The organism is Cupriavidus sp. GW823-FHT06D04 (assembly GCF_058795055.1).
Map to the genome: position 1 here is coordinate 24,989 of NZ_JBXAHL010000031.1, position 16,456 is coordinate 41,444.

15 protein-coding genes are annotated in these 16,456 nt (G+C 68.2%); 9 read left to right on the plus strand and 6 right to left on the minus strand.

Translation table 11 applies throughout. The features are described from left to right. Positions 1-20 precede the first annotated feature (20 nt). Positions 21-1,751: an acetate--CoA ligase gene (locus tag AC1Q7H_RS29055; RefSeq protein ID WP_013956153.1), complete on the minus strand. Its 1,731-nt coding sequence runs from the start codon at positions 1,749-1,751 to the stop codon at positions 21-23. 168 nt (positions 1,752-1,919) lie between these two features. Here AC1Q7H_RS29055 and AC1Q7H_RS29060 point away from each other — a divergent pair, with 168 nt between their 5' ends. Continuing rightward, positions 1,920-2,819, plus strand: coding sequence for an alpha/beta fold hydrolase (locus tag AC1Q7H_RS29060; protein ID WP_013956154.1), 900 nt, complete (start codon positions 1,920-1,922; stop codon positions 2,817-2,819). A gap of 16 nt (positions 2,820-2,835) precedes the next feature. Here the strand turns inward: AC1Q7H_RS29060 and AC1Q7H_RS29065 are convergent, their stop codons facing one another. Further along, entirely contained in the window at positions 2,836-3,921 is a 1,086-nt protein-coding gene (locus AC1Q7H_RS29065; protein ID WP_013956155.1) for an NAD(P)/FAD-dependent oxidoreductase, read from the minus strand. Positions 3,922-4,081: 160 nt separating this feature from the next. Here AC1Q7H_RS29065 and AC1Q7H_RS29070 point away from each other — a divergent pair, with 160 nt between their 5' ends. The 7 genes from AC1Q7H_RS29070 to AC1Q7H_RS29100 all read left to right on the plus strand — a co-directional run bounded on the left by AC1Q7H_RS29070 (position 4,082) and on the right by AC1Q7H_RS29100 (position 10,116). Further along, positions 4,082-4,927 carry a 3',5'-nucleoside bisphosphate phosphatase gene (locus tag AC1Q7H_RS29070; RefSeq protein ID WP_013956156.1) on the plus strand — a complete coding sequence of 282 codons (846 nt, stop codon included), beginning with the start codon at positions 4,082-4,084 and terminating at the stop codon, positions 4,925-4,927. Positions 4,928-4,998: 71 nt separating this feature from the next. Continuing rightward, positions 4,999-5,622, plus strand: a complete 624-nt coding sequence (locus AC1Q7H_RS29075) for an L-threonylcarbamoyladenylate synthase (RefSeq protein ID WP_013956157.1) — start codon at positions 4,999-5,001, stop codon at positions 5,620-5,622. 80 nt (positions 5,623-5,702) lie between these two features. Further along, positions 5,703-6,368 (plus strand): site-2 protease family protein, encoded by a 666-nt coding sequence (locus tag AC1Q7H_RS29080; protein WP_013956158.1) that lies wholly within the window; start codon positions 5,703-5,705, stop codon positions 6,366-6,368. Between the two features lie 16 nt (positions 6,369-6,384). Beyond that, positions 6,385-6,957, plus strand: a complete 573-nt coding sequence (locus AC1Q7H_RS29085; protein WP_013956159.1) for a class I SAM-dependent methyltransferase — start codon at positions 6,385-6,387, stop codon at positions 6,955-6,957. 137 nt (positions 6,958-7,094) lie between these two features. Beyond that, positions 7,095-7,979 carry a 4-hydroxy-tetrahydrodipicolinate synthase gene (gene dapA / locus AC1Q7H_RS29090; protein ID WP_010808980.1) on the plus strand — a complete coding sequence of 295 codons (885 nt, stop codon included), beginning with the start codon at positions 7,095-7,097 and terminating at the stop codon, positions 7,977-7,979. A gap of 48 nt (positions 7,980-8,027) precedes the next feature. Then, positions 8,028-9,260: an NlpB/DapX family lipoprotein gene (gene bamC, locus AC1Q7H_RS29095; RefSeq protein ID WP_013956161.1), complete on the plus strand. Its 1,233-nt coding sequence runs from the start codon at positions 8,028-8,030 to the stop codon at positions 9,258-9,260. A 67-nt stretch (positions 9,261-9,327) separates the two neighbouring features. Continuing rightward, positions 9,328-10,116 carry an MBL fold metallo-hydrolase gene (locus AC1Q7H_RS29100; protein ID WP_153954421.1) on the plus strand — a complete coding sequence of 263 codons (789 nt, stop codon included), beginning with the start codon at positions 9,328-9,330 and terminating at the stop codon, positions 10,114-10,116. Positions 10,117-10,209: 93 nt separating this feature from the next. On the opposite strand, the gene AC1Q7H_RS29105 is transcribed toward AC1Q7H_RS29100, so the two are convergent. Then, complete coding sequence (locus tag AC1Q7H_RS29105; RefSeq protein WP_013956163.1) at positions 10,210-10,455, minus strand: hypothetical protein; 246 nt, start codon at positions 10,453-10,455, stop codon at positions 10,210-10,212. Positions 10,456-10,654: 199 nt separating this feature from the next. Next, positions 10,655-11,860 (minus strand): ribosomal protein uL16 3-hydroxylase, encoded by a 1,206-nt coding sequence (locus tag AC1Q7H_RS29110; protein WP_194946823.1) that lies wholly within the window; start codon positions 11,858-11,860, stop codon positions 10,655-10,657. Between the two features lie 11 nt (positions 11,861-11,871). Here AC1Q7H_RS29110 and AC1Q7H_RS29115 point away from each other — a divergent pair, with 11 nt between their 5' ends. Further along, positions 11,872-12,399, plus strand: coding sequence for an FKBP-type peptidyl-prolyl cis-trans isomerase (locus AC1Q7H_RS29115; protein ID WP_041227837.1), 528 nt, complete (start codon positions 11,872-11,874; stop codon positions 12,397-12,399). An 81-nt stretch (positions 12,400-12,480) separates the two neighbouring features. On the opposite strand, the gene AC1Q7H_RS29120 is transcribed toward AC1Q7H_RS29115, so the two are convergent. Together AC1Q7H_RS29120 and mutS are read right to left on the minus strand one after the other, a co-directional pair. After that, positions 12,481-13,530, minus strand: a complete 1,050-nt coding sequence (locus AC1Q7H_RS29120; protein WP_013956166.1) for a hypothetical protein — start codon at positions 13,528-13,530, stop codon at positions 12,481-12,483. After that, the gene (mutS, locus tag AC1Q7H_RS29125) at positions 13,527-16,226 is read right to left on the minus strand and encodes a DNA mismatch repair protein MutS (protein ID WP_492382046.1); all 2,700 of its coding nucleotides are present in this window, start codon (positions 16,224-16,226) and stop codon (positions 13,527-13,529) included. Before mutS ends, AC1Q7H_RS29120 begins: the two co-directional genes overlap by 4 nt. Between the last annotated feature and the right edge of the window lie 230 nt (positions 16,227-16,456).

A 16,456-nucleotide genomic window follows, 5' to 3' on the forward strand; every position in this document is an offset into this window, starting at 1 on the left:
TTCAAGCGCAACGGTAGGGGCTAGGCGCGCTTGCCCGCGCGCTCTTCCTCCAGCAGGCGCAGCACGCGCCGCTGGATCTTGCCGGTGGTGGTCATCGGCAACTGGTCGATGAACTCAATTGCCTTCGGGTATTCATACGGCGCCAGCTGGCCGCGCACATGCGCCTGCAGCTCTGTGACCAGCGCTGCGTCGCCGTCGAACGAGCGCGCCACCGACGGCGTCAGCACCACGAAGGCCTTGACCACGGCGCCGCGCTCGGGGTCGGGCGAGGGCACCACGGCGCAGTTGGACACTGCCGGATGCTTGAGCAGGCAGTTCTCGATCTCGCTCGGCCCGATGCGGTAGCCCGAGGACTTGAACACATCGTCGGCACGCCCCTGGTACCACAGGTAGCCATCGGCATCGACGCGCGCCAGGTCGCCGGTGCGACACCAGCGCAGGCCGTCGCGCTCGGTGTACTTGCCCGCGGTGGCGGCCTCGTTCTTCCAGTAGCCGAGGAAGAACACCGGGTCCGGATGCCCGGCGCTGTCGGTGGCGCACACCGCCACCTCGCCGTCTTCGCCGGGCGGGCAGGGGTGGCCTTCGTCGTCGATCACCTGCACGCGGTGGCCCGGATAGGGGCGCCCCATCGAGCCCGGCCGTGCCGGCCAGCCCAGCTGGTTGTCGTCGTTCTGCGCGGTGCAGTTGCCGACGATGTAGTTGATCTCGGTCTGGCCGAACATCTCGTTGACGATCACGCCCAGCGCATCGCGGCACCAGCCGAACACGGTCTCGCCCACGGCCTCGCCGGCGCTCATCAGCGCACGCAGCCTGATGTCGTAGCGCTGCCGCGGCTCGGGGCAGGCCTTCATCATCTGCTTGAGCGCGGTCGGGAACAGGAAGGTGTTGGTGACGGCGTAGCGCTCCAGCAGCTCGAAGGCGCGCTCGGCGGAGAAGCGTCCCTGGTAGCCGACGATGGGTTTGCCGAAATACAGCGCCGGCATCAGCGCATCCCACAGGCCGCCGGTCCAGGCCCAGTCAGCGGGGCTCCAGAACACGTCGTCGTCCCGCGGATACCAGTTCTGCGAGCAGACAAAGCCGGTCAGGTTGCCGATCAGCGCGCGGTGCGGGATCAGCGCGCCCTTGGGCGGACCGGTGGTGCCGCTGGTGTAGATCAGCACGGCGGCTTCGTCAGCCTTGGTCTGCTCGGCGGTAAAGACGGGCAACTGCGCGGCCAGCAGCACGTCCCAGTCGTGGTCGCCGCGGCCATGCGCGCCGCCGGCGGCAATCACGGTGGCCAGCGTCGGGCATTCCGGGCGCGCGGCCAGCACATTGTCGATGGAAGTCTCGTCGGCGATCGCCACGTTGGCTTCGCTGTGTGCGATGCGGTAGGCCAGCGCCTCGGGCCCGAACAGCATCGACAGCGGCATGGCGATGGCGCCGAGCTGGTAGATCGCCATATGCGCGATCACGGTCTCGATCCGCTGCGGCATCACGATTGCCACGCGGTCGCCGCGCGCCACGCCCAGTGCGCGCAGCGCCGCCGACAGGCGGTTGGCTTCGGCCTGGATATGGGCAAAGGCATGCGCGTTGCGGCGGCCGTCCTCGTGCTCGGTATAGACCGCGATGCGGTCCATCGTGGCCGGGTCGCGCGCCCAGCGCCCGCAGCAGGCCTCGGCGATATTGAAATGCGGGGGAATTTCCCAGCGGAAGGATTCATACAGGGCGCGATAGTCGTCGCGCCGGCTTGCCGGCAAGGCAGCTGCGGCCATCCAGGGTCTCCGGTAGGTTCGGATCGCGGCAATGGCGGCCCCCGAGATGGCGGCGGCCGCTATAATGCGCTCAAGCGAACGATCGTTCTATTTTGTGTGGGCTTCCCTCGCCAGCCCCCGTGGCGCCGCGCCCGGCGGCAGGAAGACCCACGCGCCAGGGTGGAGACAATGACAATCAAGGAAACCTCGCGGTCTGAATTTATCACGTTGCGCGGGCTGCGCTACCACGTGCGCCACTGGGGCAAGCCCGGCGCGCGCAAGCTGTTCATGCTGCATGGCTGGATGGATGTGGCCGCGTCGTTCCAGTTCCTGGTCGATCACCTGCGCGGCGACTGGCATGTGATTGCGCCCGACTGGCGCGGGTTTGGCGAGACCGACTGGCCCACGCGCTACCCGGGCACGCAGTCGTACTGGTTCGCGGACTATATCGCCGACCTGGAGGCCTTGCTCGACCATTACGAGCCCGACGGCCAGGTCGACCTGGTCGGCCACAGCATGGGCGCCAACGTGATCTGCCTGTATGCCGGCATCCGCCCGCAGCGCGTGCGCCGCGTGGTGGACCTGGAGGGCTTCGGCATGACGGCGACGCGGCCGGTGCATGCGCCGAAGCGCTATGCGCGCTGGCTCGACGAACTGCGCACCGGCTCGGAGCTGAAGACGTATGACAGCGTGGACGGCGTCGCCGCCCGGCTGCAGAAGACCAACCCGCGCCTGCCCGACGACCGCGCCGCCTTCCTGGCCGAGCACTGGTCGCGCCGCAATGCCGAGGGCCGCTGGGAGATCCTGGGAGACCCGGCGCACAAGCTGGTCAACCCGATGCTGTACCGGCTCGATGAGGTGATGGCGATCTGGGAGCAGGTCAGCGCGCCCGTGCTGCATGTGGAAGCGCGCGATTCGGAGACGCTGCGCAATATCGCCCACAAGCAGGCCATCGACGAATTCAAGGAGCGCTTCCGCGCCTTCCGTGACTTCCGTGAAGCGGTGGTCGATGATGCCGGCCACATGCTGCATCACGACCAGCCCGCCGCCGTGGCGGCGCTGGTGGAATCGTTCTGCGGCGCGGTGTGAGCGCCGGCGCCGCCGCTCAGGCGTGCGTCAGCTTTTCCTTCAGCGCGGCGTTGTTGCTGGTGTGCACATGCACCAGCGCCTTTTCCGGGAAGGCGTAGTGGTAGGCGCGGCGCAATGCCAGCGCGGCCTCGTGGAAGCCTGACAGGATCAGCTTCTGCTTGTTGGTGTAGTAGGCGATATCGCCCGCGGCAAAGATGCCGCGGCGCGAGCTTTCATAGGTGGTGGTATCGACCAGGATGCGGCCGGCGCGCATGTCCATGTCCCACTGCGCGATCGGGCCCGGCTCGGACACCAGGCCGTACAGCGCCACCAGTTCATCGGCGGGCAGCACCGTGCTGCCGTCGCGGGTGCGCACCTCGACCTCGGTCAGCGGGCCGTCCTGGCCTTCGGTGCGCAGGGCGCCGAGCATGCCGACCACGAAATCCATCTCGCCGGCCGCCGCCGCCTCGCGCATTTCCGCGACGGTGCCGTCGGCCGCGCGGAAGCCTTCGCGCCGGTGCACCAGCGTCACGCGCGCGGCCACCTTGCGCAGCGCCAGCGCCCAGTCCAGCGCCGAGTCGCCGCCGCCGGCCACCACCACGCGCTTGCCGGCAAAGCGCGACACATCGCGCACGGCGTAGTGCACGTGGCGGCCTTCCAGCGCCGGTGCTTCGGGCAGCGCCACGCGCTGCGGCGCGAATGCGCCCGCGCCGGAGCAGACCAGCACCGCGGCCACATCGAAGCGCTTGCCGCTGTCGGTGGTGACCAGCAGGCGCTCATGGGCAGCATGCCCGTCAGGTGCCGGCTGCCGCGGGATTTCGGACAAGCTTTCCGCGCGCTGGCCGAAGTGCATCGGGAAGTCGAACGGCGCGCACTGCTCCAGCAGCCGGTCGACCAGGTCCTGCGCCAGGCAGCCCGGCACGGCGGGGATGTCGTAGATCGGTTTTTCGGGGTAGAGCTCGGTGCACTGGCCGCCGGCGCGGTCGAGCACATCGATCAGCTCGCATCTGAGGCCGAGCACGCCGGCCTGGAACGCGGCAAAGAGCCCGACCGGGCCGGCGCCCACGATCAGGACATCGGTGGTGGTGACGGGGGCTGGTGTGAGGGGGGTAGCGGTGGGCATTGGGCGTGGCGGGCACGCCAGGTGCCCGCAAAAAGGACGGTGCAAGGCCCGACTATACCCCGCACATCGCCCGTTTCCGCCGACGCCAGCGTTGCCGGCAGGGCTTTCCAGGGTGCGCCGGCGTCACGCATGCAGGGGGCGACGGGAGTAGAATGGCTCCATGCAAAACGCCCACGCCATCAATGCCGACCTGCATTGCCATTCCACCGTGTCCGACGGCACGCTGGCGCCGCGCGCCATCGCCGAGATCGCCCGCGACGCGGGGGTCGCATTCTGGGCGCTGACCGACCACGACGAACTGGGCGGGCAGGCCGAGGCGCGTGCCGCGGCCGAGGAATTCGGCATGCGCTATGTGCCTGGCGTGGAGATCTCGGTGACCTGGGCCGGGCAGACCGTGCATATCGTCGGGCTGCAGATCGACCCGCACTGCCCGGAACTGATCGACGGCCTGACCGATACCCGCTCGGGCCGCGCGCGCCGCGCGCGCGATATCGCTGACGCGCTGGCAAAGGTGGGCATCACCGGCGCCTATGAAGGGGCGCTGCAGCACGTGGGCAACCCGGACCTGATCTCGCGCACGCACTTTGCGCGCTGGCTGGTCGACCAGGGCCGTTGCGCCACCGTGGGCGAGGTCTTCAGCGAGTACCTGTCGGAAGGCCGCCCCGGCTATGTCGGCCACCGCTGGGCCAGCCTGGCCGACGCAGTCGGCTGGATCCGCGCCGCCGGCGGCATCGCGGTGATGGCGCACCCGGGCCGCTACCATTACACCGATACCCAGCACGACGCGCTGTTCGATGAGTTCACTGCGCTGGGCGGTGGCGCCGTCGAGGTCGTGACCGGCAGCCACACGCCCGACCAGTACCGCCGCTATGCCGAGGTGGCCCGCCACTACGGGCTGCTGGCCTCGCGCGGCACGGACTTCCACGGCCCCGGCGAAGGGCGCGTCGAGCTGGGCAAGCTGCCGCCGCTGCCGCCGACGGTGACGCCGGTCTGGCACGACTGGTAGGCGCAAGCCCGGCCTGGCCGGGGTACCCCCCAGATTCCGCTCCGATCCGTCCGAATCCGCCTCCCTGGTCCATGTCACAGTACTTCGAGATCCATCCGCTCAATCCGCAGTCGCGCCTGGTCAAGCAGGCCGCCCAGATCCTGCAGAAGGGCGGCCTGATTGCGCTGCCGACCGATTCCAGCTATGCGCTGGCCTGCCGGCTCGACGACAAGGGCGCCGTCGAGCGCCTGCGCCGGCTGCGCGGCATCGATGACCGCCACCACCTGACGCTGATGTGCCGCGACCTGTCCGAGCTCGGCAACTTTGCCCGCGTCGACAACCGGCAGTACCGCTGGCTCAAGGGCGCCACGCCGGGCCCCTACGTGTTCATCCTGGAGGCGACCAAGGAAGTGCCGCGGCGGCTGTCGCACCCGGCGCGCAAGACCATCGGCGTGCGCGTGCCCGAACACGCGATTCCGCTGGCGCTGCTGGGCGAAACCGGCGAGCCGCTGATCTCGGCCACGCTGCAGATGCCGGGCGACGAAGCGCCGCTCAACGACCCGGCGGAAATCCGCGCGCGGCTGGAGAAGCAGCTTGACCTGGTGGTGTGCGGCGGCCCGGCGCCGGCGCAGCCGACCACGGTGATCGACCTGACCAGCGGCGAGCCCGAGCTGATCCGCGCGGGCCGCGGCGACGTCGAGCGCTTCGGGCTCTGAGTTCCCCCGGGCGCTGCCACCCCGCCTGGCGGGTGCACAAGCGTGCGCCCGGGCGGCGCCGGGCCGTTACAATAGGGACCATGGATTCCTCCCTTATCCAGACCTTCGCGGTCTATGCCCTGCCGGTGCTGTTCGCCATCACGCTGCATGAGGCCTCGCACGGCTACGTGGCCAAGCTTTTCGGCGACGACACGGCCTATGCGCTCGGGCGCGTCAGCCTGAACCCGATCCGCCATATCGATCCGATCGGCACCATCGCGGTGCCGCTGCTGCTCTACATCATGACCAGCGGCCAGTTCGTGTTCGGCTACGCCAAGCCGGTGCCGGTGGCGTTCGAGCGCCTGCGCAACCCGCGCTGGCACGGCATGTGGGTGGCGCTGGCGGGGCCGGCCAGCAATGTGGTGCAGGCCTTCGTCTGGGTGCTGCTGGCCATCGGCCTGACCTGGGGCGGCGTGCGCGAGCCGTTTTTCGGCGAGATGGCGCTGGCGGGCGTGCGCGTCAACCTGGTGGTGGCGGCCTTCAACCTGTTTCCGGTGCCGCCGCTGGACGGCGGCCGCGTGCTGACCGCGCTGCTGCCGCAGGGCATTGCCCGCGCGGTGTCGCGCATCGAGCCGTACGGCATCTTCGTGGTGCTGGCGCTGGTGGCCGCGGGGGTGATCACCACGGTCTGGATGACGCCGGTGGTCAATGTGCTGATGTCGCTGATCGAGCTGCTGCTGCGCCCGATCGTGATGCTGCTGCATTGACGTGCCGGGGAACGCCATGATGCATACTGGGATTTCTGCCCCGTCCCCCTGGGTTGCCCGCTGGGCCCACCTGCTGCGCCCCGGCGCGCGGGTGCTGGACCTGGCCTGCGGCAGCGGCCGCCATGCCGCCTGGCTGGCGGCGCGCGGCCATGCGGTGCTGGCCGTCGACCGCGACGCCGAGGCCATCGCCGGCCTGCCGGCCGGCGTGACCGGCAGGGTGGCCGACCTGGAGCAGGGCGCCTGGCCGCTGGCCGGCGAGGCGCCGTTCGACGCCATCGTCGTCACCAATTACCTGCACCGGCCGCTGTGGCCGCACTTGGCGGCGGCGCTGGCGCCCGGCGGCGTGTGGATCTACGAAACTTTTGCTGCCGGCAATGAAACCGTCGGCAAGCCGTCGCGGCCGGATTTCCTGCTGCGGCCGGGCGAATTGCTCGAAGTGGCGCGCCAGTATGGCCTGCGCGTGGTCGCCTATGAGGATGGCCTGGTCGAAGTGCCGAAAACAGCCTTCATGCAGCGGATATGTGCGGTGCGCGAGGCGGCTGCGGGCGCCGATGCGCCCGCGCCGGCACGCTACCGGCTCGACGCCTGAGCCAGCCATGGCGCTGTCGGCGAGAATGCCGCTGCACACGTTGAAACAGTTGGTATCAACCCCTGTCCGGGCGGCGGTCGAAGCGGCCTGCGGTTCCGGTACAATCCCGTTATTCGCATCCCGAATTCCTTAACGTTATGACACAGATTACCGGCAGCATCGTCGCCATCGTTACCCCGATGCATGAAGACGGCAGCCTGGACTTCCCGGCCCTGCGCGCATTGGTCGACTGGCACGTGGCCGAAGGCACCGACGGCATCGTGATCGTGGGCACCACCGGCGAGTCCCCGACGGTTTCCGTCGAGGAGCACTGCGAACTGATCCGCGTTGCCGTGGAACAGGCCGGCAAGCGCATTCCGATCATCGCGGGCACCGGCGGCAACTCCACCAAGGAGGCCATCGAGCTGACCGCCTTCGCCAAGAAGGTGGGCGCCGATGCGTCGCTGCAGGTCGTGCCGTACTACAACAAGCCGACCCAGGAAGGCATGTACCGGCATTTCCGCACCATCGCCGAAGCGGTGGAGCTGCCGGTGCTGCTGTACAACGTGCCGGGCCGTACGGTCGCGGACATGAACAACGAGACCATCCTGCGCCTGGCGCAGGTGCCGGGCATCGTCGGCGTCAAGGAAGCGACGGGCAATATCGACCGCGCCGCGCAGCTGATCAAGGACGCGCCGGAAGGCTTTGCCATCTACAGCGGCGATGACCCCACCGCGGTGGCGCTGATCCTGCTGGGCGGCCACGGTAATATCTCGGTCACCGCCAACGTGGCACCGCGCAAGATGCACGAGATGTGCGTCGCGGCGCTCAAGGGCGACGTCGTCACCGCGCGCCGCCTGCACATGGAACTGATCGGGCTGAACAAGGCCATGTTCATCGAGGCCAACCCGATCCCGGTCAAGTGGGCGCTCCAGCAGATGGGCAGGATGGAAGGCGGTATCCGCCTGCCGCTGACCCCTCTGTCCGAGGCCAACCACGACTATGTACGCAAGGCACTGGCCGCCGCCGGCCTGCTGGCCTGATCTTTCGCGGCGTCCTGCTGTCGCCTCACCTACTAGGATTGCGTGTCAATGAAACTGAAGCTTAACCGCCGCGGCGCGACGCAAGTCCGCCGCGCCGCCCTGGTTGTGCCCGTGCTCGCCGCTGGCGTGATCACCGGCTGCAGCAGCATCAACGAAGCGATGCAGCCGGACAAGATCGACTACAAGTCGTCGGCCTCGAAGCGCACGCCTACGCTGGATATCCCGCCCGACCTGACCAAGCTGGAGGGCGATCGCCGCTATTCGGTGCCCGATGCGAACGGCACCTCGACGCTGTCGACGTACAGCCAGGCCACCAAGGTGCGCGAGCAATCCCCGAGCGAGAACGTGCTGCCCTCCGCCCAGGGCATCCGCATGGAGCGTGATGGCAACCAGCGCTGGCTGGTGATCAGCAACGGCATGCGCGGCGACCAGCTGTGGCAGCAGCTGCGCGGCTTCTGGCAGGAAAGCGGATTCCTGCTGGTGCAGGACTCGCCCGAGACCGGCATCATGGAAACGGACTGGGCCGAGAACCGCGCCAAGATCCCGCAGGACATCATCCGCAACACCATCGGCAAGGTCTTCGACGGCCTGTACTCGACCTCGGAGCGCGACAAGTTCCGCACCCGCGTCGAGCGCTCGCAGAATGGCACGCTGGAGGTCTTCATCAGCCACCGCGGCGCGCAGGAGCAGCTGACCGGCATCGACAAGTCGAGCACGGTCTGGACCCCGCGTCCGGCCGATCCTGAGCTGGAAGCCGAATTCCTGTCGCGCCTGGCCCAGCGCCTGGGCGTGCAGAAGGAACAGGCCGACCGCATGGCCAAGAACCCGGCGGCGGCGGGCAATGCCGCAGCCGCTGCGGGCACGGCCGCCGCTGCCGGCACCGCAGCCGCCGCTGGTGCCGATGGCGCCGCGCCGGCCAAGTCGTACCTGTCCCAGGTCAACGGCGCCCCGGCGCTGCAGCTGCCCGAACCGTTCGACCGCGCCTGGCGCTCGGTCGGCCTGTCGCTGGACCGCGTGAACTTCACCGTGGAAGACCGCGACCGTGGCCAGGGCCTGTACTACGTGCGCTATGTCGACCCGCGCACCGTTGCCGACAGCCGTGGCTTCTTCTCCAAGCTGTTCACCAAGCCGGAAGATTCCAAGACCGCCAAGAAGTATCGCGTGGCGCTCAAGGGCACGGGCAGCGGCACGCTGGTGACGGTGCTCAACGATGCCGGCCAGCCTGAGAACGGCGAAATCGGCAAGCGCATTCTGTCGCTGATCGACGAGCAACTGCACTGAGCCGGCGCATGACTGCTGGCTTGCCAGCCGGCCTTCCTGGCCGGTGCCTGGCGGGGAGGGCGCGGCCATGATGCGCTTCGCCTTCCTCGGCAGCGGCAGCGAGGGCAACTCGCTGCTGATCGAATCCCGCGAAGACACCACCACCACGCGCGTGCTGCTGGACTGCGGCTTCGGCATCCGCGAGACCGCCCGGCGCCTGGAGCGCCTGGGCGTCGCGCCGGACCAGCTCGACGCCGTGCTGGTCACGCACGAGCATGGCGACCACGTCGGCTCGGCCTATGCCTTTGCAGCCCGCCATCGCCTGGCGGTCTACACCAGCCACGGTACCTGGCTGGCGACTTCGCACCTGCGTGGCGCCGATGCGGCCGATGTGCGCGTCTGCTGCGCCGACCATGCCTTTGCCATCGGCGGACTGCAGGTGCTGCCGTACACCGTGCCGCACGATGCGCGCGAGCCGGTGCAGTTCGTCTTGTCGGACGGGCAGGCGAGGCTGGGCGTGCTGACCGATGCGGGCATGGAGACGCCCTACGTGACGGCGCGCCTGGCAGGCGTGGATGCGCTGGTGCTGGAATGCAACCATGACCGCGAGATGCTGCGCAATTCGGTCTATCCGGCTTCGCTGAAGCGGCGCATTGGCGGGGACTTCGGCCACCTGGCCAATGAAGTGGCGGCCAGCATCCTGGCGCAAGTTGCCCATGCCGGCCTGAACCGCGTGGTCGCGGCCCACCTCAGCAAGCAGAACAATACGCGTGAGCTGGCAACCGGGGCGCTGGCGGTGGCATTGGGTGCGCTGCCGTCCGAGGTGCTGGTGGCAGACCAGGACGAGGGCCTGGACTGGCAGGCAGTGCGCGTCTGAGGGATACCTGGATGCAGCAGGGCGCAGTGCGGTAGCGGCGCCCAAATAAAAAAACCGGCCCGAAGGCCGGTTTTTTCATCGGTCAGGAACCGATTACTGCTTGGCAGCCGGAGCCGAAGCGTCAGCAGCGGCAGCAGCCGGGGCTTCAGCAGCGGGAGCCGAAGCGTCAGCAGCGGCAGCAGCCGGGGCTGCAGCAGCGGGAGCCGAAGCTTCAGCAGCCGGAGCGGCAGCAGCCGGAGCAGCCGTTTCAGCGGCCGGAGCGGCAGCTTCTTCCTTCTTGCCGCAAGCGGCGAGAGCAACAGCGGCCAGCAGCGATGCGATCAGGAGAGACTTCTTCATTGTTCGTCCTTTAACTTGTAATAACGGAAAACAGGCGATGAATAATTACCGGTAATTATCGCTCTTGAACTGCAAAATAGAGGCCCTCCCGGGTCCCGACAAATGCAATGGTCCACAGTACTAGCCAGCCAACGATTATATCCGCGTTTTCCCGGCTTGTGTAGCGCCGAAATTTACTGATTCGCAATGTTACGCATTATTACAGCCGCGGTCCCAATTGCAGCCATCCTTCCAGCGTCCAGTGATGGAAAGTTTCCATCAGATCGGGTAGATCCGCGCAAGCCGCAACATCTTCGCCACTAAGTTGCCGATAATCGGCCAACTTTTTCAGCCACTGCATCAGTTCGGCCGGCGGCTCGTAGGCTTCTCCATTGAGGAAGAAATTCGCGCGGTCGTAAAGCGCAATCGATGCCGATGGCAGGACGACGCCATGGCGGGCCGCCAGTGTCGCATAACGGCGCAACGGCATGTCAGGTATCTCTGCGAATTCCACGCCAGGCTTGGGTTCTGACAGATGGCTGCCGAGGAATTCAGACACCATCTGGCTATTCCATTGCAGCGCCTTGAGCCGCTCGGCAACTGCCTTGGCCATGCCGGCGGGCAACTGCGCGGGCCGCGTGGCGGCGCGCTCGCCGGCGTCGGCATAACGGCCGCCGAGGTCTTCGTTGTCTTCGACCGTTTCAGACAGCCAGGCCAGGAAATGCCCGGCCAGTTCGCGGTAGGCCGGCGCGCGGAAGCCGATCGAGCAGGTCATGCATTCGCCCTCGGCAATGCCATCGTGCGCATATTGCGGCGGCAGGTAGAGCATGTCGCCGGGTTCGAGCACCCATTCCTGTTCCGCGTTGAAGTCGGCGAGGATCTTCAGCGGCATGTCCGGGATCAGCTCAAGGCTGGTCTGCGACGAAATGCGCCAGCGGCGCCGGCCCGAGACTTGCAGCAGGAACACGTCGTAGGAATCGAAGTGCGGGCCCACGCCGCCGCCGTCGGTGGCGTAGCTGATCATCAGGTCGTCTAGGCGCGCATCGGGCACGAAACGGAAGCGGCCCATCAGCTCCGCCGCGGCGGCGTCGTGCAGATTTACCCCTTGCACCAGCAGGGTCCACTGGCGGGTCTTGACGCCGGGCAGGTTTTCGCGCGCAAATGGGCCATGCGCGAGTTTCCAGCGGTTGCGGAAGTGCGTCACCAGGCGCGATTCGACGTCGTCGCTGTCGGCCAGGTCGAAAAGCGCCTCGCGCGACACAGGCGGCACGATTCCGGGTACTGCCTGTCGAATCACCAGGGGCTTGCGATGCCAGACATCCCGCATGAATGCAGCAGGCGTCATGCCACCAAGCAGGTCGAGCGGAGTGTCTGGATCGACGGGGCCAGGGGGCAGGGCCTGCGCGTATAATGCGGAATCGTTCATGGAGTCAAGAATTGAAAATCGCTAAGAATACTGTGGTGTCCGTGATGTACAAGCTATCGGACACACAAGGCAATCTGATCGAGGAGTCAGATGAAGCCATGGTTTATTTGCACGGCGGGTATGATGGCACGTTCCCCAAGATCGAGGAAGCGCTCGACGGTCATGACGCGGGCTTCGAGACCCAGCTGCAGCTGGAGCCGGAAGACGCGTTCGGCGACTACGACGCCGATATGGTGAAGGTCGAGCCGCGCAACCGCTTCCCCGAGCCGCTGGAAGTCGGCATGCAGTTCGAAGGCATGCCCGAGGACGGCGACGAAGAGGACTCCGTCATCTACACCGTGACCGACGTGGCCGAGGACAAGGTCGTGCTGGATGGCAACCATCCGCTGGCCGGCATGGCGCTGCGCTTCTGGCTGAAGGTCTCCGAAGTCCGCGAGGCCACCGCCGAAGAAATCGAGCACGGCCACGCCCATGGCGCCTCGGGCGTTGAAGTCGTGGATGAGGACGAGGACGACGACACGCCGCGCACGCTGCACTGATCGCGCTGCACGGATCGTATTCCGCACCCCAAGAAAAAGCCGGCCGCAGCCGGCTTTTTCGTTTTCGGCCGGCAAGCCGCCTCAGTGCAACACCGGTGCGTCCTTGAGCATGACCGCGAACGGTGACGCCGCGCCTGGCGTGATCACCAGCTCGGCCCATTGCGCGACCGTGTCGGTGGGCAGCGACACGCGCGTGAAGTTCTGCATGACCTTGCCGGCCGCATCGCGCAGCGGCTTGTCGATGCCGAAGCCGTTGTCGGCCCCGTTGGCCCCGTTTCCGCCAGCATGCACCAGCAGCACCTGGCCGCGGAAACGACCGGCCAGCTCGCGCAGCTGGCGCTTGAATTCCAGGTAGCCATCGCGGGTGCGGTGGCGCATGAAGCCGTCGAGCAGCGTCGGGCGGCCTTTCTTCTCCCAGCCGTTGGCAAAATGCGGGTCGGCGTGGACCACCACCACGATGCCGTTCAGGTCGCGTTGCCGCGCCACCGAGAACGCGCGCGCCAGCCACTGGCGGTTGGCCTCGCGCCGGTCCTCGAACTCGCCGTTGCGCCCGCCTTCGTCGCGGTAGTGGTTGTTGTCGCCCGGCAGGTTCATGCCGACGAGCAGGATATCGCCCACCTCCATGCGCATGTTCTCGCGGAAACTGCGGAACAGCGCCTGGTCCGACTGCCGCAGCAGCGGCCGCGGATGCCGGCCGAGCGTGGCGTCTTCAGGGAAGAACAGCTCACGCAGCCGGTTCAGGCGCTCGACCGCGTCAAAGCCGCCGTTGACCGGCAGCCGGCATTCGGACCAGTCGGTCTCGCCGGGCACGTAGACCAGCGGTAGCGGCGACTGGTTCAGCAGTTGCTGGCGGCTGCCCAGCACAGCATCGCTGCACGATTCCGTATCGCCCTTGATGCCGCCGGCATGAATGACCAGGTCCAGCTTGCGCTCGCCGAAGTAGTCGAGCAGTGCTGCCGCGTTGGCCTCCGCGGCCGGCCACTGGGGCAGGTCGGCGATCAGCGCGATGCGCGTCAGCTGTGGCCTGGCCGGGGCCTTGGCGCTGCGGCCCGCGGGCGCGGCCGATGCCATGCCGGCCGTGCAAAGCAGCGGCAGCAGCATGGCAAGCAGGGCACGGCGCGCAGCGTTCATGCGGCGTCGAGCGCCTCGCCTGCCAGTGCCTTGAGCCGGTACAGCGCCTCCAGTGCGGCGCGCGGCGTCAGGGTGTCGGGGTCCAGGCCGGCCAGCGCATCGACCAGCGCGGCCTGTTCGGGTGCGAGCGCGGGCGCCAGCGGCCCGGACACGGTCGCCGGGGCGGCGCCGAAGTCGTCCTCGTCGTCCTCTGGCGTTGGCGGCGCCGCGAACAGGTCCAGCTGCGGTGTGGGCGTGGCGTCGGCCGATTGCTGCTCCAGCCAGGCCAGGTGCTTGCGCGCGGCGCGGATCACCGGCTGCGGCACGCCGGCCAGCTGCGCTACCTGCAGGCCGTAGCTCTGGCTGGCAGGGCCGTCCTGCACCGCGTGCAGGAAGACAATGCCGTCGCCATGCTCGACTGCCGACAGGTGCACGTTGGCTGCCTGCGGGAACTCTTGCGGCAGCTGTGTCAGCTCGAAGTAATGCGTGGCGAAGAGGGTATGGCTGCGGTTGTGCGACAGCAGGTGGCGCGCGATGGCCCAGGCCAGCGCCAGCCCGTCGAAGGTCGACGTGCCGCGTCCGATCTCGTCCATCAGCACCAGCGAAGCCGGGGTCGCGTGGTGCAGGATGCCGGCGGCCTCGGTCATCTCCACCATGAAGGTTGAGCGGCCGCCCGCGAGGTCATCGGCGGCGCCGATGCGGGTAAAGATGCGGTCGATCGGCCCGATCACGGCGCGCCGCGCCGGCACGTAGGCGCCGACACAGGCCAGCAGCACGATCAGTGCGGTCTGGCGCATGAAGGTCGACTTGCCGCCCATGTTCGGGCCGGTGATCAGCAAGAGCTTGCGCGCTTCATTGAGCTGGCAGTCGTTGGCGATGAACGCCACCGACTCCGCCGCGAGCTGGCCTTCGACCACCGGATGGCGGCCCTGCACGATGTCGACCACGTTCTCGGCGACGCGCTCCGGCGCGGACCAGTCCAGCGTCTGCGCGCGCTCGGCCAGTGCCGTCAGCACGTCCAGGCGCGCCAGCGCGCCCGCCACCCGCTGGAGCTCGCCGATATGCGGCAGCAGCGCCTGCAGCAGGCCGTCGTAGAGCTGCTTCTCGCGCGCGAGCGCGCGGTCCTGCGCCGACAGCGCCTTGTCTTCGAAGGCCTTCAGCTCAGGCGTGATATAGCGCTCGGCATTCTTCAGCGTCTGGCGGCGGCGGTAGTCGTCGGGCACCTTGTCGGCCTGGCCGTTGGTGACCTCGATATAGAAGCCATGCACGCGGTTGAACTCGACGCGCAGGTTGGCAATGCCGGTGCGGGCGCGTTCGCGCGTTTCCAGGTCGATCAGGAACTGGCCGCAGTTCTCGGAGATGTCGCGCAGTTCATCCAGGCCGGCATCGTAGCCGCGCGCAATCACGCCGCCGTCGCGCACCACCGTGGCCGGCTCTTCGGCCACGGCGCGCACCAGCAGGTCCAGGCAGTCCTGCGGCACGGCCAGGTCGTGCAGGGTCTGCGCCAGCAGGGTGCTGCCCTGGTCGTCGCGGATGCAGGCCTGCACCTCAGGCAGCGCGCGCAAGGTGTCGCGCAGCGAGGACAGGTCGCGCGGCCGCGCATTGAGCAGCGCCAGCCGCGAGGTGATGCGCTCAACGTCCGCCAGCCGGCGCAGCGCCGTGCGCAAGGCATCGGTGCCCAGGTCGATCAGCACGCCGATGGCCTGCTGGCGTGCCTGCGGCAGCGCCGGGTCGCGCAGCGGGTGGTGCAGCCAGTGGCGCAGCGCGCGGCTGCCCATGGCCGTGCAGCAGGTGTCCAGCAGCGAGAACAGCGTCGGCGACTCGCCGCCGCGCAGGGTCTCGGTCAGCTCCAGGTTGCGCCGGGTGGCGGAATCCAGGCCGACGTACTCTGATTCGCGCTCCACCTTCACGCCCTGCACATGGCGCAGCGACTGGCCCTGCGTGGTGGCGGCGTAGTTCAGCAGCGCGCCGGCCGCGCCCAGCGCGGCACCCAGCCCGGCACAGCCGAACGGGTCCAGGCTGGCCACGCCCAGCTGCTCGCGCAGCCGGCGCGTGCCGGCGTCTTGGTCGAAATGCCATTCGGGCAGGCGGGTACGCGCGCACGCCAGCGCGGGCAGCTCGATGCCGTCGGCATACAGCAGCTCGGCCGGGCGGATGCGCTCCAGTTCGCGGCCCAGTTGCGCCGCTTCGCATTCCATCAGGCGCAGCTCGCCGCTGGCCAGGTTCAGCCACGCCAGCCCGGTCTTGCTGACGCCGCGGCGCGTGGTCTGCTGGTGCACTGCCATCAGGAAGGTATCGGCCTTGTCCGGCAGCAGCGCGGCATCGGTCAGCGTGCCGGGGGTGACGATGCGCACCACCTTGCGCTCCACCGGCCCCTTGCTGGTGGCCGGGTCGCCGATCTGCTCGCAGATCGCCACGGATTCGCCCAGCTTCACCAGGCGCGCCAGGTACTGGTCCGCCGAATGGAAGGGGATGCCGGCCATGCGGATCGGCACTCCGTTGGATGCGCCGCGCGCGGTCAGCGTGATGTCGAGCAGGCGCGCGGCTTTTTCGGCATCGTCGTGGAAGAGTTCGTAGAAGTCACCCATGCGGTAGAACAGCAGGGTGTCGGGGTGGTCTGCCTTGATGCGGAGATACTGTTGCATCATTGGCGTGTGGCGGCTCGCGGCCGAATCTGCCTGCGCCTGTTCCGGGTCGGTTTTCTTCTGCAATCCCATTGCCATTTAGCCTGTCTGGCGGTGGGCCTGCCTGATGCTGCCCGCTCCGCTCGGATCGCCGCCTTGCGCAAGCCGGGTGGCGGCCGCGCGGGGCGTCCGGGCGGTCATCCAGCGGCCTGGGGCCGTGGCGCGAAGGGGCGTTTTCGAATATGGGCGATATGGTACAGCACGGGGCAGCGGTTGCCGCGCCGCGTGGGCCGGATCTGGCCCGGCGGCGGGGTCGGCGGCGT

Coding starts and splice junctions, on each gene's coding strand:
- AC1Q7H_RS29080 (WP_013956158.1), top strand. CDS start 5,703: ATGGATTCCTCCCTTATCCAGACCTTCGCGGTCTATGCCCTGCCGGTG.
- AC1Q7H_RS29060 (WP_013956154.1), top strand. CDS start 1,920: ATGACAATCAAGGAAACCTCGCGGTCTGAATTTATCACGTTGCGCGGG.
- AC1Q7H_RS29055 (WP_013956153.1), bottom strand. CDS start 1,751: ATGGCCGCAGCTGCCTTGCCGGCAAGCCGGCGCGACGACTATCGCGCC.
- AC1Q7H_RS29110 (WP_194946823.1), bottom strand. CDS start 11,860: ATGAACGATTCCGCATTATACGCGCAGGCCCTGCCCCCTGGCCCCGTC.
- mutS (WP_492382046.1), bottom strand. CDS start 16,226: ATGGGATTGCAGAAGAAAACCGACCCGGAACAGGCGCAGGCAGATTCG.
- AC1Q7H_RS29070 (WP_013956156.1), top strand. CDS start 4,082: ATGCAAAACGCCCACGCCATCAATGCCGACCTGCATTGCCATTCCACC.
- AC1Q7H_RS29120 (WP_013956166.1), bottom strand. CDS start 13,530: ATGAACGCTGCGCGCCGTGCCCTGCTTGCCATGCTGCTGCCGCTGCTT.
- AC1Q7H_RS29065 (WP_013956155.1), bottom strand. CDS start 3,921: ATGCCCACCGCTACCCCCCTCACACCAGCCCCCGTCACCACCACCGAT.
- AC1Q7H_RS29100 (WP_153954421.1), top strand. CDS start 9,328: ATGATGCGCTTCGCCTTCCTCGGCAGCGGCAGCGAGGGCAACTCGCTG.
- dapA (WP_010808980.1), top strand. CDS start 7,095: ATGACACAGATTACCGGCAGCATCGTCGCCATCGTTACCCCGATGCAT.
- AC1Q7H_RS29105 (WP_013956163.1), bottom strand. CDS start 10,455: ATGAAGAAGTCTCTCCTGATCGCATCGCTGCTGGCCGCTGTTGCTCTC.
- bamC (WP_013956161.1), top strand. CDS start 8,028: ATGAAACTGAAGCTTAACCGCCGCGGCGCGACGCAAGTCCGCCGCGCC.
- AC1Q7H_RS29085 (WP_013956159.1), top strand. CDS start 6,385: ATGATGCATACTGGGATTTCTGCCCCGTCCCCCTGGGTTGCCCGCTGG.
- AC1Q7H_RS29075 (WP_013956157.1), top strand. CDS start 4,999: ATGTCACAGTACTTCGAGATCCATCCGCTCAATCCGCAGTCGCGCCTG.